This window comes from Desulfosporosinus burensis (assembly GCF_054657535.1).
This window is the reverse complement of record NZ_BAAHYN010000022.1, coordinates 1-16,191: the sequence shown is the minus strand read 5'-3', so window position 1 is coordinate 16,191 and position 16,191 is coordinate 1. Positions and strand designations below refer to the sequence as shown.

The following is a 16,191-nucleotide window of genomic DNA, read 5'->3' as shown; positions in this document are numbered from 1 at the left end:
TTAGCGGCATAGGAGTCTGACTATTCAGGCAAAGCCGGAGTTCATTGAACTTCGGCTTCGCTTGTTATCTATTCAGCTTTAATGGCTATGTTCCCTTTCTTAAGGACAAAACGGACATCTTTTTTGAGGATTGATCCGCTCACTATAAGAGCGGTGAAAACAACCGTGCACTTGATTCTTTAATACGGTCGGACAACGGACGCAATTTGTACTCTTCCAACACAAGTTCTTTGCTATCGGCAAGGTCCTGATGAAAGTCTTGTTCTAGACGATGGGCAAAAGCGGTTTCGTAAATGAAGGCACTAATTTCAAAATTCAAACTAAAACTTCGGATATCAAAATTAGTCGAACCTACCACTCCGATTTCGCTATCGAGAATTAGTACTTTGGCATGGAGAATCCCCTTAGTATAACGATAAATTCTCACGCCTGATTCTAATAATTCTTCAATATAGGAATGCGACGCCCAATAGGTGAGCTTGTGATCCGAGACTCCTTGGAGGATAATTCTGACGTCTAAACCACTGAGGGCAGCGGTTTTAAGCGCCATAACTGACCCTTCATCCGGAATAAAATAAGGAGTTTCGATATAAATTGTCCTTTCCGCACTCGTCAAGGCCACAAAGAAGATTTGTAACATAGATCCCCAATCCGAATCGGGACCAGTAGCCGCGATTTGCGTGAGTTGACTTCCCAACTGCAATGGTTGCGGATAGTACAGCGGGCCATTAATATCCTCATGAGTCACTACATTCCAATCATTCAAAAAAACCGTTTGCAGAAAATTAACCGAATCTCCTTCCAGCTTAAGGAAAGTATCTCGCCAAAATCCGATTTTCTTATTGCGTGATAAATATTCATCCCCGACATTTAATCCTCCGAGAAAGCCTATCCGACCATCGACCACAACGATTTTACGATGATTGCGCAGGTTAAGCCTTTTTGATAAGAACGGAAAGCGGACAGGATAGAACCCCGCAGTCTCAACCCCTGCTTTCCTCAATTCTCCAAACCGTTTCTCTAAGGACCGATTTCCCAACCCATCCACTAGGACACGTACCTTGACTCCTTCAGACGCTTTACGCATCAGCAGGTTAAGGATATCCCTACCAATCGCATCATTATGAAAAATATAATATTCTAAATGAATGTGATACTTAGCTTCTTCTATTGCCGAAAATAGTGCCCTAAATGTCTTCTTGCCATTGGTGAGCACCTCGGAACGATTATTGAGGGTCAAGGGCGCATCGGCATCATTAAGCAAGAGTCTGGCCAACTTCTTGTTCATGGGGCTGTCTCCCACTTGGTCGACATCTTCAGCGCTCGGTCTGACTTGCCTGTCCATCAGAAGTTCCTCAGTTTGTTCCTGTCTCACTTGCTTGTGGCGTGACAGTCGCCGTTTCCGTACAACACGACCAAACAGGACATAAAGTAAAGCGCCTAAAACCGGTAAGGCTCCCAGAATCAAAAGCCAGATGATTGTTTTCGTCGGGTCCCTATTTTCTAAGAAAATTACGGAGCCTAAGAAGACGAGCTGAATCAGGATAATTATAAAGATGATCGTAAAGAAAATTGAAATGAGTATAGCCTCCTCTAAAAAACATCCTTTACAATTCTATGCAAATCCCTCGCGGAACGACATCGATAGACTTTCGAGCAATACTTTTGATAGTCTTTCATGACATTATCCGGCTCAGACCACGCCTGTCCTTCTAGTGGATTTAACCAAATCACTTTACGTACTTTTCCTGAGATCTGGGCAATGTACTCCGTTTGAGCAGAACGATAGTTGTTTTTTCCATCTCCCAGAATGATGACAATTGCTTGAGATGACACTTCTCTAAGTTTGTGTTCAGCGAGTTCCTTAAACACCTCTCCATAATCCGAAAACCCTGAACTTACCTTATGACCCCAGCTTCTTATCTCTTGTTTTACTCCGCTGAGATCATCATCCCAAACAAAATCAGTAACATTCCAGACTGAATCGATAAAAAAGAATACCCGTATCTTACGAAAACGAGCTCTCAGAGAGGTCACAAGGTAAATCAAAAATTCCACAAAGGAGGCCATAGAATTCGAGACATCGCAAAGCACCACCAATTCAGGGGCCCGGGGGATTTTGTGTCGGTAGCACAAATGGAAAAGTAAACCATCCCGCTGAACGCTTTGCTGAATGATTCTGGCGATATCTAGCGTCCCTTTGTGATAAGATTTCCACCGATAGCCTGGTCTGATGGCTAAATTTCGAGCCCATTTTCGAATACTTGACTTCACAAGTTCCTTCTCTTCTTCAGATAACGAACTTAACGGCTTAAATAACCAGTGCTGCCGGACAAGGGGTTCCCAACTGTTATCAAGCGTAACTTGGAGCATTAATAAACGCTGCCGAATTTCACGTAGGATAGTGGCCCGATTGTTCTGGTGGGAATACCAATCTGCCTCACAAAGGGTACCCCGCTGATAAGCTAAATCAAAGGAATTGATCCAAGTGTAATAGTCAATTTCAGCCAATACTGCTTTAACACCCTCTTCAAATTCTAACCCACCAGCTAACTCTTCAATGCGCGAAAATGAAATCAGATTAGAGATGTGTGAAAGGTCCAGTATATTTCCTTGGGCAGTAAGACTAATTCCCCCAGACCCCCGTCCGACTCCTTGTCCTCCTATTCCCTGACGATCTTGAGTTTCTTCCCTCTCTTTTTTAAGGGGTTCATCCGGCGAATATTCTCCTTCGCAGGATTCTGTATTTTCTATTACAATTCTCCAGACCGTTTCAAAGATGGCAACATCTTGAGGACGATGAATAAGCAGTGCTTTAAAAATCTGTTTACGAGGTAGGTCTGGATATCGAACTAGGCAAGTCTGGGCGTCAAGAATGTCTTGTGAGGAAATAGCTATAGAAACCTCCCTCAGAGCGTGAACTAATCTAAGCAAAACCCAGCCATCCATAGTTTCTATCCCCTTACTCTAGGTTCGAGGCACGAGGTACGTAATTCGAGTGCAACAATCCCATTCTGTCAGTTCAATTACCCTAATTACCATGGTGCCGGGATGCCTCAGTCTCCCACTTTTTGAGACGTTCTTCCAATTTGGCAATGTCTTTGGGATATTTAAGCAATACACTAAGCGTCCCCATTAGGGTTCCATAGTTCAATTCCTCTTGTTGAAGTGCCTTTAAGGCTCGAGCAAAATCGATGGATTCTGAAACACTGGGAAGCTTTTGTAAGGGTAACTTCCTTACCTTGGCAACAAACTCACAAACATCATTAAGTAATTGATCTGACAAGTCAGGCGCATGGGAGCTGAGAATTGAAATCTCTCGTTCTATGCTTGGATAAGTCAGATAGATATGTATACAACGTCGTCTTAAGGCATCACTAAAGTCTCGAGAGTTATTACTGGTTAAGATGACTATCGGCTTGGTATTAGATGTGATTGTTCCCAGCTCAGGAATCGAAACCTGTCTTTCTGCCAGGAGTTCTAAGAGAAAACTCTCGAACTCCTCATCACTTTTATCAAGTTCGTCAATCAATAATAATACGGGTTCTGGAGACAGGATGGCCTCCAGAAGCGGACGCGAGAGTAAAAACTCTTCGGAAAATAGATCGACCTTTATGTCATTCCAATTTTCAGTCTTGGCAAGCTGTAAGCGTAAGAGCTGTTTTGCATAATTCCAATCATACAATGCCTTACTTATATCGAGCCCTTCATAACATTGTAAGCGAATCAATTTTCGTTTCTTCACACGTGCTAATGCCAAAGCTAGCTGTGTCTTTCCGACACCGGCAGGTCCTTCAATAAGACAAGGTTTTTCTAAAGCTAACGCAAGAAATAATGTGGTCGCTGCATCTTGATCTATTAAATAGCCTTCTTCTTCAAGCTCTTGAGCTAAATCCAAGGGAGATGTCTGCATAATCTCAACTTTCCTCCACATCTTGAAATAAGGTCTCCTAACAATTTCCCTATCATTCCTTAAGGTCCATCTTGCACTTTATCTTCGATCAGCGAACGAACCAAGTTAAAAGAAGAAAATTCACCAAGGCTAAAATAGGAGATAATCGGAGTTCGAGGAAACATCTCCTTGACAATTGCTTTGATCACAAATCCCTTTTGATGAAGGTTCAGGATTTGATCCTGCAATTCTTCAAGGTACCCTAGTTTTTGCTCAACTAAACGATACCCGTGTTCAATCTCCCCTCCATGAGCACAATAAACTGTGTCAAAACTCTCCTTCAACAGCGTGCGTAGGGATTGCATGAGGAGGGGTATATTTTCATTGCGCCGTACAACCCGTGTCTTATGATGGAGAAAAAGATCTCCGCTAAACAACCTGCCCTTCTCTCTGTCCAAAAAAACCACATGGTCTGAAGTATGTCCAGGAGTATGGATCACTTCAAATCGAGAATGCTCATTTTCGATAAACTCCGGCAAAGGCTCTGCTTCGAAGCCCAATCTATGCCCCCAAAAAGCTAAACGATAGATGGGTATATCTCCTTTATTACGGCAAATACCTATTGATTCAGGATGTATATAAGCAGGAACTTGGAGTTTTTTAACCAAATATGCCGTATTGCCAGTATGATCTTCGTGAAAATGAGTATGCACTATTTTATTAGGTCGGTTGTGCAGACAAAAATTCACAATTCCCCTTCTAATCCTTTGAGGACCGCTATCGATGAGCATGCCGTCCACCATATAAGCATATACGTTAAGCGTAGTTCCTAACATGCCTATAATACTGTTAAATACCCTTACTTCATGAGACCTATCCGTCCTCAGGTGACAGACAGTCTGATGCATAGTCATACAAGAAAACCCCATTTCTTTGGATTTTCCTCAGTTAAATCTAATTATACTACCATTGAATGAAAGTTCAACCGTGAGATTATCCGACCAAAGTGACTCACCAAGTTGTTTCTTTATCTTTTCTTGAGCACCCCTTTTTTGGGATCAACAATTTTCCCTTGGAGCATCTCCTTAGGATTAATTTTAATTTCAAAGGTGCTTTCTAGTCTTTTCAAATAGGATACTTCTTTAAGGTTGACAATGGAAATTGCAATCCCGCTTTTACCCGCCCTACCAGTTCTCCCAACTCGATGAAGATAAAGTTGAGGATCCTCAGGCAGATCAAGGTTAAAGATATGCGTAATCCCTTTGATATCTAATCCTCTTGCAGCTAGATCTGAAGCTACTAGTAAACTGCTTTTACCGCTTCTAAAATCATCCATAGCTTTTTTTCGCTCAGCTTTATTAGCTCCACCGTATATCCCCTCAGCTTCCAAACCATGAAATTTAAGGTTTTCTACCATCTTTTCAATTTCTTCGCTTTTGTTAATGAAAATCAAGGCCCGGGTAGGAATAATGCTCCGAATTAGCTTCCTCAGAATTTCGATTTTATCTCTCTGTTCCCCTAAAAAGTACATATGTTCAACAGTGGGCGCAATCATAATTTTATCTGTAACACGAATGATCTCGGGAGTCTTTAATAATTCAGAAGCCCGTTGATAAGTCGTTGGAGGTAAGGTCGCAGAAAATAATAAAAGTTGGGTTCGACTTAAGGTTGTCTTAATCACCGACTTAACAATCGAGGAATTATTTTCATCCAGTAAGCGATCAGCCTCATCAAGTACTATCGTCTTCACGGTTTGAGCAACAATCTTTTTCTTTTGAATTAACTCCAGGATTCTGCCACTGGAACCCACAATAATGTGTTGTTTCTGTTTAAGCTTTTCGATTTGTCGCGCAATATTAACGTTTCCGATGATAGCCGTGGACGTGACGGCTAGACCAGAGTTTTTGGCTAAAGTTTCTATTTCACGCTGAATTTGAATAGCTAACTCATGAGTCGGCGTGAGAATCATCGCTTGAGTTTCTTTTTTTAGAGTATCGATTTTCTGAAAAATCGGCAGGAGAAAGGCCAAGGTTTTACCGGTTCCTGTTTCTGATTGACCTAATACGTCTCTAGAAGCCAAAATGAAAGGTATCGTTTGTTCTTGGATCGCAGTCGGTTCAACAATTTCTTGTAGTTTAAGGGCCTTAACCAAAGATTCGTCCAGCCCAAGCTGATTGAAGGTTGTATTCATTAATAATCCATCCCATCTATAAATGTATGACGTTTACTTCTTACGTTCTTAATACTAAGCTTACATACCATTATATCCTTTTTCTCTGTTAATAAGAAATTTTATCCAGTATCAAAGATACATTAGATAAGATTCAAGGCGCAGTAGAACAGATCAATGCAGCAGTCAATGAAATGGCATTAGTGTCGGATCATCAAGCTGTAGCTCTGACAGAAATTACTCCTTCTATTAATGAATTATCTAAATTAGCCGATTCTATTGTTAAACTTGCCAAAGATTTGACGACAGACCATTACGTGGCAAGATAGTGAACTCACTCCTAATTAGATACAATAATCAAAAAGCGTCCTCTATTCACTATCAAAGTGGAGTGAGGCCGCTTGTGTTTTGTGTTATAGAATTATAATATGCTCTTCTATTGTTTTACTATTTACTATTAATGATTTGTCTTACCTTAGTTGAGCTTTTAGTTTTTCTTTATCCATCGAATAGTCCAATCGCTTGATCTCTTGCCCTCTGTCCAATACAACAACTGATGGCACGTTTTTGACATCATACTTTTGAGCAAGATTTTTCTTAGTAGCCGTATCGATTTTAACCACTTTGTAGAGTTCCGATAGTTCGTGATTTGCCTCTTCTAATAAAGTGCTAAACTCCAAGCTTTGATTATCTAAGGCATTGAAGAAAAGCAAGAGAACTTTTTTGTTACTGTTAAGTACACTCGTACTAAACCCCTTCAGTTCCTCAATATAGCGCTCGGCAACGACTGCGGCCGTTGCCCCATCCCCTGCAGCTGAAACCACTTGCCTTAAATATTTAACCCGATTGTCTCCGACTGCATATACCCCTCCGAGGTCGGTTTCCATCAAGTCATTAACGGGAATATAGCCTCTACTGTCCATCCCAATACCACTTTCCTTAAGAAAATGGGTCGAAGGAATCATCCCGACAAAGAAAAATACACCCTGGCAAGCAAGTTCGCTTGAACGGCCTGTTTTTAAGTTTTTGATTTTAACCCCCTCGACATTAGCCTCACCCAGGACTTCTTCAATGGTGGAGTTCCATACGAACTCCATCTTTTTATTTTGGAAGGCCCTTTCCGCACTCACTTTATTGCAATCGAGAACGCCTTCGTCATGGAGTACAATCACAGTGACTTTACGAGCAAACTTGGTAATGTACATGCCTTCTTCAATAGCTTGATCCCCGCTGCCAACGACAACAACGTCTTCGCCTTCAAAAAACTCGGCATCACAGGTTGCACAATAGGCAACCCCACTGCCCTGAAGCCGCCTTTCGCCAGGAATATTTAATAGTCTCGGCTCACTGCCACAAGCTATGATAACCGCCTTGGCCGTGCATTCTTTACCTTTTTTCGTATGGATGATTTTGTCTTCTTGAGAAAAATTTACACTCACAACTTCATCTCGTGAAAATTCAACACCGAAGGAATCGGCATGCTTTTTAAAGTCTTTCATAAGATCGGGTCCACTGATTTGGGCATAGCCTGGATAATTGACAATTTCTCGTGTCGTATTGACCAAACCGCCAACCGTCCCTTTGTTGATTACCAACGTTCTCAGCTTCGCTCTTCCCCCATAAATAGCTGCCGTGAGTCCTGCGGGGCCACCGCCGATAATAATTAAATCGTAGGTCACATCTCCCATTTTCCTAGTTTACCCCCTCCCTGTAGATTCTTTTAGTGATTAGGATTCCAGAACTTCCGCAATTTTATCTATGACTTTGTCTTCGTCAACAGCCCCTGCCAGTTTCGCTTGATATTCGCCCTCCTTAAAGAAAAGAATTTGAGGAACTCCTTTTAAAGAGAATCTTTGGTACAAGTTTTTATCTTCTTCTACATCCACGTAATAGAATCCAAACCTGTTTTGGTATTGCGGTTGAAGTTCCTCCAAAACAGGAACGACCTCTTTACAAACATGACAGGCTTTTCTGGAGAAAATAACGAGACAGGCTTCCTGATTATCATAGATAATTTCTTCGAACTTATATGCATTTAATTGTTCTAAGGACATAGATTCCACTCCTTCAAATAAAAGGCAGGCTATTCCACGAAGTCAAGTTATGTGAATTAGCCTGCCTTTTTATATTAGAATTCTTCGGTTAAAATCTGATAGATTGGTGCACCCTCGCACTGGGCAGGCATTCTTACACCTACTAATGTTGCAATAGTCGGAGCAATATCAACTTGTCTAATGGTTCTAACTGTTGTAAAGTTTTCTTTAATTCCTGTACCTGCTGCTATAAAAATTGGGGTAACAGAAGTATCGAAAGCACCCTCTGTAGTGGATAACCCATCACCATGAAGACGGCTGAATCCCTCATCAACAGTGAAGGTGATATCACCGCACTGGGGACCGTTTGTTCCTAATACAACAGCGTCTTTATTCCGCATTGCAAGCCCAATAACACGCTGTCCTTTATATCTATAGGAGTAAAGGTCAGAAATAAGTTTTCTTTCCAGTTCATATTTGTCCGCTGGGTCAACAATGCCATGGGCATCACGTCCCTTTAAGTTGATATAAATATAGTTACTTCGAGACTGGACAGCTGTTGTCTTTTCCCAATCGACTTCTTTGAGGTTTTTACCGTTTTCATCTTTTTTCATAACGGTATAACCTAGTTCCTGCATTACTTGTACATTCATACCACCATATTCACCAATTTGTGGTGGAAATTCTTCCCCGACCAGTAAACCATGGTCAGCTAAAAGCAGCACTGTCCATCCTTCATCTAACAGGTGTAAGAATTCACCGATATATTTGTCTGTCTGAATGTAAAACTTCCGAATAAAGTCTTGATTTACTTCAGCGTCACAATGGGTCCAGCGCTCCAGATTTTTAGCTAAATGCCAAAACATATGACCTGCACAGTCAACATTATGCAAATGAGTAAATACTATCTGGAAATCCCGGTTCTTAATTAAATGATTTAAAGCCTTTGCTTGCCATTGACTATACGTATCCCAGGCTGGTTCATAAACCTTCTCAACCAGGTAAGCGTCTTCTCCCCCAACCAAGCTAACAGGTTGAACCGGTCCAACGTTTTCTACGATATCTTTTAACAACTCTTTGGGATGCCATAATTTGTCCTGGGCAATATCCAATGCATTACTGATCCACATTTTCACCGATGTGCCATCAGGAGAAAGTTCTAAGACTTTCATAGTACGACATGCAGGTTTTAATACACCCTCTTTATTAATGTCATCCACAATACCGGAAACCATTTTCCCGACTTCCAACACTACAATTGGACTCTCAGCCTTCTTATTTTTATAAATTGCTACACGGTCATAGATGCCATCAGCATTCTTCAAAATCAGGGTGGGTCGGCTTACAATACCATCAGACGTTAAAACAGTAAATTCTTTGGCATCTGCCGGTGCAGCTGCCCATCTTTCTGCCGCTTTCAACGGGGAATTGACGACATCATAATGAGGAATAGATTCAATAACCATTTCCATATTTTCTGGTCCCATGATATATTCACGGATTTCACTACCTGTCATGGCAGCTTCACCATACCATAATTCCATCATATCGGTAGTTGGTTCTTTTTCTTCAGTAATAGCACTCAGATCGGAAATCATGCAGCCGGTACCAGCAGGACGTTCAAGTTTTGGAGCATATTGTAATTCTTTAATTTCCTCACTTGCAAAGATAATTTTTTCCCAATCAAGTTGTGCCACACCCATGTTAACCGAACCGGGCTGTGTTCCATCAACAACGCTTAAATTTGGGTTGTCACTGGTGGGAGGCCAAGCAGAACCGGGCCAATGCCATACTAAAGTTTTCAGACCGGCCTCAGCAGTTATATTCCATAACTGTTCAGCTTCACAGTTTCTGGAATCCATATTATATACTACTGCGTCAAGGCTATGTGGTGATTGTCGCCAAAAGCAGGTAATACCGTGTGTTCCAGGATAGGCTCCCGTTGCTAAAGTTGTCCAGCATGCAGGAGTAATCGTTGGCATGGCACCTAAATGACCCATGTCTTCTCTTGCTGAGCCTTTTGCAAGAAGTTTTTGTAAGTTTGGCATTATTCCTTCGTCCATGAACTTCCGGGATAATTTGGGATCCATCCCGTCTACCCCTAATACCAATAATTTCTGAGTTAATGCATCTCTTTTCACTTAAGTGATCACTCCTTTACTTAACCTTTGATTTATAATATATCGAGTTTTGTTTTGAGCCTTGAATGAATATGAAATTTTTTTAAGTATGTCTAGAAACTACATATCATATCTGCAGTTACGAGGGGCACTGAAATCCAGTCCCCCTCGCAATTTAATCTAATGAGAAGTGAAATCAATGTGTAAGTAACCGCCAAGTGTTCCTAACAAATATTCGCCCTGGAACTAGCTGTTAGATTACATGGAGGAGTTACTTAGAACTGACACCGTACTCTTTTTCTGTCTCAACAACTATCTCTCGAAGTTCTGCTTGAACTTTTTCAGACAGGTGCTGAGGCTTGTAGTTTTCTAAAATGGATCTAGCCTCGTCATACGCCCTCTCCGCGAAATCCTTACCTCCGTCTGCAAGCCAAACATCTCTCATCCGACGATCGATGACTTTAGTCTTAGATTGAGTCCTCATGTGTTTGAATGTGTGCTCTTCGCTAATAAAGTTACCAGCGGTACCTACCTGCTTAATAACATCTACAGCTAAGGTTTCATCCGTCACACTAATTCCACAAACAGATTGTTTAATCATCCTAGCCATCTCATTATCCATCACCATTTGCGCATAGTCAAAGGTGATACCGAGTTCTAACATTCCCGCACCATAGATCAGGTTGGACCCTGCCAACGCAGTCAGCATAGCGGTAATCGTGAACTCATGAGTTGCTTGGCCATCAGGGACTTTACTATCTACCTAGCCACCAGCTACCCAGCTAGGCAGTAAATAGAACTGAGCAAGTTTTGCCACTCCAGCATTGATCATTCCCAATTCGGGAGATCCTACCGGAGCAGTGGCAAACCGTAAATCCATGATCGTTGTAGAACTACCATAGATCGATGGTGCACCTTTGCAGGTGAGTTGGGCTAAGACAATGCCACTCAAAACTTCAGCATTGTGCGTGACTAGTGAACCCGCTAAGGTAATCGGGGAAGTAGCTCCAGCCATAGCCATGGACAATACATTCACTGCCACGCCAGCACGTGCACCCGCGATAATAACTTCAGTACAATGGCCAACTAATTGTAAAGGACTTGTTGGGCAAACATTGCATGAGAAAAGTGGGCGTGCTCTGAACTTTTCCTCGCTACCAGCAATTATTGTGGCCATTCTTAAAACTTTCTCAAAGTTTTTTCCACCTTCAGTGCCGATGAAAACGTGCTTTGTAGTGTTATTAAAAATAACTTCAGCGTTATGAACCACGGACGCCTCAGCAGGTACATCTTGAGGTGCAACAGGCCGCAATACAGCATCCATCTCACTCATTGCATCGCAAAATCTAGTTATGTCAGCAACATCCTGCTTAGTGGTCTTCCGATATTCTTTTGTGTACGGATCGATGATGGAAACACCTTCACCGAAATTAATAAAGTGCACCCTTTTGCCACCTAAGACGATGTCATGTTTTGGATCTCTACCAGCTAATAACACAGTATTCGGGGCTGAACGGATAGCATCTTCAACAATATAGCCAGGAATCTTTACGACTTTAGTTCCGTAATCAACAACGCATCCACCAGCGGCGAAAATATCTAAAGCCTCTTTGGATTCTACTTTGATCCCTGTTTTTTCTAAAACCTCTAATGTTCCATTATGGATGTCATAAAGCTCATCATTCGAAAATATATTGAGTCCGAAGCCCTCATGTTTTGAAACTCCGGCTTTAACTTCACTTCTCAATTATTTCACCTCCGCTTGTTGCATTATTAATTAATTCAAAATTGCGGTTGCCATTTCTTTGGCAGCCATAGCATCTGCGCAATAACCATCTGCACCGATTTCATCAGCAAAGCTTTGAGAAACTGGTGCGCCTCCAACCAGAATCTTTACCTTGTCACGTAGTCCTTCTTCAGTGATTAATTCGATGGTCGCTTTCATATTGAGCATGGTTGTCGTTAAGAGAGCAGATAAACCTACAATCTGGGCATCATGCTCCTTAATCGCAGCCACAAATTTTTCCGGCGATACATCCACTCCTAGATCGACAACATTAAAGCCACCGCTTTCCATAATCATAACAACAAGATTCTTGCCAATGTCGTGAAGGTCTCCAGCAACAGTTCCTATAAGGATGGTCTTAGTGACAGCGATTTGTGACCCTGTGAGAAGAGGTTTCACAATTTTCATGCCTTCCGATAATGCTTTGGCTGACATCATGACTTCAGGTACATACATATCACCTGCTTTGAATTTTGGGGTAACTATATCCATACCGACCAGCAACCCCTTGGAGATGATTTCCATGGGATCTCCACCACCATCCACCATTTTCTGGGTTAAATCTTTTACGGCAGCAGCATTACCTTTGAATACATAATCGGCCAATTGATCAAAATCACTCATTTTGACATCCTCCTTAAGATATATAGATCTAAATTAATCTTAGATTAATCTTAGTCTAAATCAATTTCTTTGTATAATTCCGACTTTTTATGCCGGGTATAACTCACAAAACTCAGTCCAAAACTCAATTTAACGGCTCGATTTAGCCCTTACAATATAGGCTTGGAGTGCTTTATCTGTATCAGGATCGAGTAAAGATTCAGGGGCGTTTCGAAGAATTTGTTTAAACTTTCGATTTGCCCTGATTGTCACGTCTTCTGAGCCGGCGCTTTTCCAATCACTATAATTTCCCCAATCCGATACAGATGGAGTCCATAAGGTTCTGAACTTTTCAAAGGTACTCATGTGGGACAAGTAGGTGCCCGTATGCCCTACCTCTTGAATGACCTCGACGGCTAAAGCTTCATCAGAAGTATCAATACCCTGTGAAATCCGCCTCACTCTTCTGACGAGTTCTTCATCAATAACGAATTTCTCGTAAGAAGTCGTCATGATGGCGTCCAAAACTCCAAGACTCTGAACAGACATATGGGCTCCACTCATCATTCCCATCATTAAGCTCTGCATGCTTTCATACCCTGCCTGGCAATCCACTGTTTTAGAATGAGTAATTCCAGACATTGTTCTCACGGGTAAGTGGTAAAAATCCAAACCCATTTGTAAGCTAGCAGTATTAATCAACATTGCTTCCGGCGTACCTGCCGCAAAGGTAGCCTCCTTCATATATCCCGAGGTGGAAGCTGTTGCATAGACCAGTGGAGCACCAGGATTAATCAATTGAACCAAGACTAATCCTGCGATGGTTTCTGTGTTTTGGAGTACCGCTGTCCCCAAGAGGGAGATTGGTCCACTTACTCCGGCCATGATACAAGGTGCAAGCATGATCACCTGATTGCGTTTTGCGTATTCAATTATTGTTTCCAAGGTATCAGGCGCATATCCTAAGGGACTCAGGGAATTAACTAACACAGCGGTGCAATGATTTTCCAACAGAAAACCAGGCTTCCCCATAGCAAGCTCAACCATATCCAACTGTTCTCGAACTTGATGAGTGTTAGCACAGAAACCTATCACTGGTTTATCAGAGTTTTTTAGGGCTTCATACATCATCATCAGATATTTGTCATGAGTATCAACATCACTTGGGTCGACTGGAATGGTCCCCACCAAGTCAACAACATCGCTGGCTTGACACATTTTTTGGATATTAGCATAGTCTTCCAGAGTTGCCTCGCGCCGTCCCCTATCTAGGTCCTGAATATAGACAGGACCTACGTTAGGCTGTACTAAGAATCCTTCACCAACCGTCACGGAGTATTTATCGTTGCGGGCTCTCATTCGGAAAGTTTTGGGTGCAGTGCTCAAGGCCTGATCGACTAGTTCACGAGAAATAAATACCGTTTTGTTCTCAACTCTAGCCCCATGTTTTTTGAAAATACTAAGAGCTTCTTCACTGTGAAACACGACACCAGTTTCTCGAAGAATTTTCAGGGTGGCTTCATGAACTCTTAACAAATCATCTTTAGTCAGTACTTCAAGTTTAGTTTTTATACCTCTCATAACGACCTCCCCATTTGATCTTGTTTGCTGTAAATTTCAGCTTACTCTGAGCCTCGATGAGTCATTATGACTTATCTAAGTCCCCCCGACTTGCACCATCTTACTTCAACCCATTAATTTAGTATAACAAAAATGGCCACAAGGTTCTTTTCGCGGAATGCGTTCTTAGAATTAGTCAATTGTCGCAGTATTTGCTGAATGAACTAGGATTGATCTCCACCCCATTTACGAAGGTCATTGAATACATAAGTATACTGCAATTCTTATGCCATACACAAGAAACTTGCTAGAACTTGAAGACTATGGCAACCTCTAAAAACGAATATTCTAATTGTACGGTCAACACTATTTACATTTATAGTCCTTCCTATATAATTTATATAAAAGACATTTTCCAAAATAATACTCTAGTTAAATCTAACGAATTAAGTTCTGCAATATACAACACATTTCGCAATAATTGCAGGTTTTTTTCATATTATATCGAATATTCTTCTATAATAGATAATCTATACCTGACCATACTGAAACTTTATCTCTTACTAATCTTTTCGAATTGGACAAAGGAGGCGTAAAATTTGCCTGATTGTGATGAAAGCACTTTAAATCGGGAGGATTTAAAAAGGATATTAGACAACTCCTTTGATGAGATTTTCGTCGTAGACCGCAACAGCATTGTCACCTACGTCAATGAAGCCTGTGTAAAACACTATGGAGTAAATCCTTCTGAGGTCATCGGGAAAACTGTCGATCATTTAATCAGCGAAGGATATTACTCACCTGCTTTGGCCCCCGTTGTTTTCCGAGAAAAAAAAATTGTTACCTTAGAACAAAAAACTAGGTCAGGGATTAATCTTGTTGTAACCGCTACTCCTGTCTTTAATTGCCATGGCGAGATTGATTTTATTGTCATGAACAGTAGGGATATCACTCAAATCGAGCAATTAAAACATGATTTAGATAAAACTAAGAAACTGGTGAACCATTATAAAGATAAAGTTGACGAATTAATTCAACAAGTCAGCTATTTTAAAGGTTACTCTTTTTCTAACCAAAAAATGAAGTCATGCCTCGCTTTAGTTCAGAGAGTGGCCTTAGTTAATTCAACGGTCTTAATCCTTGGGGAGTCCGGAATAGGAAAAAACGTCTTAGCCTTGGACATTCACAAAATGAGTCCGCGCAAAGAAGGACCCTTTATCTGCATTAACGGTGCCACTATTCCAGAACATCTTTTAGAATCTGAACTTTTCGGTTATTGTCGAGGTGCATTTACAGGGGCAGACAAATACGGTAAGGTAGGTTTAGTGGAATTAGCCCATGGTGGCACTCTATTTCTCGACGAAATTGGCGAGATTCCTTTAGGAGTTCAGGCAAAATTATTAGAGCTTATCCAAGAACACCGTTTCCTTCCTGTCGGTGGAAAAGAACATAAAACAATTGACATTCGAATTATTGCCGCTACCAATCGAGACTTACCTCAACTCATTCAAGAAGGTAAGTTTCGTGAAGATTTGTATTATAGGTTAAGCGTTGTTGAGATCGATCCTCCTCCATTACGAGAAAGAAACGAAGATATAATCCCTTTATTACATTATTTTTTAGAAAAATATGATTCTCAATATAAATACTCTCATGAATTTGATACACGGTGTCTAGATGTTCTCCAAAATTACTCTTGGCCTGGGAATATCCGTGAAATGGATCATCTAGCAGAACGATTAGTCGTTACCATCCCAGAAGGCAAAATACTACCCGAGCATTTGCCAAGCAAAATTTTCAAGATTCAGACCCCCCCCTCCAATAACAATCTTGTGGATGATGAGCTATCGAAATGGAAGAATCTCTTGAAAGTAAGTGATGAGGAGGCCATCATTATTCGCTTATATAATGAGTTAAGAAGCTCCTATAAAGTAGCAAACACTCTTAATATTAGTCAAAGTAAAGTAACCCGAATCATACGCACTTATAGGCAGAATAATACTCAGAGTATTGACATCTAAATTTAA

The 16,191-nt window shown here is 41.2% G+C and carries 12 protein-coding genes and 1 pseudogene; 2 read left to right on the top strand and 11 right to left on the bottom strand.

Annotated features, from left to right (window positions below):
• Positions 1-142: 142 nt before the first annotated feature.
• From cls to ACYQ3Q_RS26200, 5 genes are all read right to left on the bottom strand, one after another.
• Positions 143-1,558, bottom strand: coding sequence for a cardiolipin synthase (gene cls / locus ACYQ3Q_RS26220; RefSeq protein WP_459931408.1), 1,416 nt, complete (start codon positions 1,556-1,558; stop codon positions 143-145).
• A 35-nt stretch (positions 1,559-1,593) separates the two neighbouring features.
• A complete protein-coding gene (locus ACYQ3Q_RS26215; RefSeq protein ID WP_459931362.1) occupies positions 1,594-2,949 on the bottom strand; it encodes a VWA domain-containing protein in 1,356 nt (451 codons plus the stop codon).
• 82 nt (positions 2,950-3,031) lie between these two features.
• On the bottom strand, positions 3,032-3,913 hold the full coding sequence (locus ACYQ3Q_RS26210; protein ID WP_459931407.1) for an AAA family ATPase: 882 nt from the start codon (positions 3,911-3,913) through the stop codon (positions 3,032-3,034).
• A gap of 59 nt (positions 3,914-3,972) precedes the next feature.
• Positions 3,973-4,806 carry an MBL fold metallo-hydrolase gene (locus ACYQ3Q_RS26205; RefSeq protein WP_459931361.1) on the bottom strand — a complete coding sequence of 278 codons (834 nt, stop codon included), beginning with the start codon at positions 4,804-4,806 and terminating at the stop codon, positions 3,973-3,975.
• Between the two features lie 113 nt (positions 4,807-4,919).
• Positions 4,920-6,083, bottom strand: coding sequence for a DEAD/DEAH box helicase (locus ACYQ3Q_RS26200; protein ID WP_459931360.1), 1,164 nt, complete (start codon positions 6,081-6,083; stop codon positions 4,920-4,922).
• Positions 6,084-6,256: 173 nt separating this feature from the next.
• Here ACYQ3Q_RS26200 and ACYQ3Q_RS26195 point away from each other — a divergent pair, with 173 nt between their 5' ends.
• A complete protein-coding gene (locus tag ACYQ3Q_RS26195; RefSeq protein ID WP_459931359.1) occupies positions 6,257-6,391 on the top strand; it encodes a hypothetical protein in 135 nt (44 codons plus the stop codon).
• Positions 6,392-6,532: 141 nt separating this feature from the next.
• Here the strand turns inward: ACYQ3Q_RS26195 and ACYQ3Q_RS26190 are convergent, their stop codons facing one another.
• The 6 genes and pseudogenes from ACYQ3Q_RS26190 to ACYQ3Q_RS26165 form a co-directional block, all read right to left on the bottom strand.
• Entirely contained in the window at positions 6,533-7,750 is a 1,218-nt protein-coding gene (locus tag ACYQ3Q_RS26190) for an FAD-dependent oxidoreductase (protein WP_459931358.1), read from the bottom strand.
• Between the two features lie 39 nt (positions 7,751-7,789).
• Positions 7,790-8,116, bottom strand: coding sequence for a thioredoxin family protein (locus ACYQ3Q_RS26185; protein ID WP_459931357.1), 327 nt, complete (start codon positions 8,114-8,116; stop codon positions 7,790-7,792).
• 74 nt (positions 8,117-8,190) lie between these two features.
• A complete protein-coding gene (locus ACYQ3Q_RS26180) occupies positions 8,191-10,236 on the bottom strand; it encodes an alkaline phosphatase family protein (protein ID WP_459931356.1) in 2,046 nt (681 codons plus the stop codon).
• 250 nt (positions 10,237-10,486) lie between these two features.
• Positions 10,487-11,962 (bottom strand): annotated as a pseudogene (mttB, locus tag ACYQ3Q_RS26175) ([trimethylamine--corrinoid protein] Co-methyltransferase).
• A 30-nt stretch (positions 11,963-11,992) separates the two neighbouring features.
• On the bottom strand, positions 11,993-12,625 hold the full coding sequence (locus tag ACYQ3Q_RS26170) for a cobalamin B12-binding domain-containing protein (RefSeq protein ID WP_459931355.1): 633 nt from the start codon (positions 12,623-12,625) through the stop codon (positions 11,993-11,995).
• A gap of 129 nt (positions 12,626-12,754) precedes the next feature.
• The gene (locus tag ACYQ3Q_RS26165) at positions 12,755-14,185 is read right to left on the bottom strand and encodes a trimethylamine methyltransferase family protein (protein ID WP_459931354.1); all 1,431 of its coding nucleotides are present in this window, start codon (positions 14,183-14,185) and stop codon (positions 12,755-12,757) included.
• Positions 14,186-14,763: 578 nt separating this feature from the next.
• On the opposite strand from ACYQ3Q_RS26165, the gene ACYQ3Q_RS26160 reads away from it, so the two are divergent.
• Positions 14,764-16,185 (top strand): sigma-54 interaction domain-containing protein, encoded by a 1,422-nt coding sequence (locus ACYQ3Q_RS26160; RefSeq protein WP_459931353.1) that lies wholly within the window; start codon positions 14,764-14,766, stop codon positions 16,183-16,185.
• The last annotated feature ends 6 nt before the right edge of the window (positions 16,186-16,191 follow it).

Bases quoted from the DNA above. Each gene is read 5' to 3' on its own strand.
- ACYQ3Q_RS26215 (WP_459931362.1), bottom strand. From the start codon at position 2,949: ATGGATGGCTGGGTTTTGCTTAGATTAGTTCACGCTCTGAGGGAGGTT.
- ACYQ3Q_RS26205 (WP_459931361.1), bottom strand. From the start codon at position 4,806: ATGACTATGCATCAGACTGTCTGTCACCTGAGGACGGATAGGTCTCAT.
- ACYQ3Q_RS26210 (WP_459931407.1), bottom strand. From the start codon at position 3,913: ATGCAGACATCTCCCTTGGATTTAGCTCAAGAGCTTGAAGAAGAAGGC.
- ACYQ3Q_RS26165 (WP_459931354.1), bottom strand. From the start codon at position 14,185: ATGAGAGGTATAAAAACTAAACTTGAAGTACTGACTAAAGATGATTTG.
- ACYQ3Q_RS26185 (WP_459931357.1), bottom strand. From the start codon at position 8,116: ATGTCCTTAGAACAATTAAATGCATATAAGTTCGAAGAAATTATCTAT.
- ACYQ3Q_RS26190 (WP_459931358.1), bottom strand. From the start codon at position 7,750: ATGGGAGATGTGACCTACGATTTAATTATTATCGGCGGTGGCCCCGCA.
- ACYQ3Q_RS26170 (WP_459931355.1), bottom strand. From the start codon at position 12,625: ATGAGTGATTTTGATCAATTGGCCGATTATGTATTCAAAGGTAATGCT.
- ACYQ3Q_RS26195 (WP_459931359.1), top strand. From the start codon at position 6,257: ATGGCATTAGTGTCGGATCATCAAGCTGTAGCTCTGACAGAAATTACT.
- ACYQ3Q_RS26200 (WP_459931360.1), bottom strand. From the start codon at position 6,083: ATGAATACAACCTTCAATCAGCTTGGGCTGGACGAATCTTTGGTTAAG.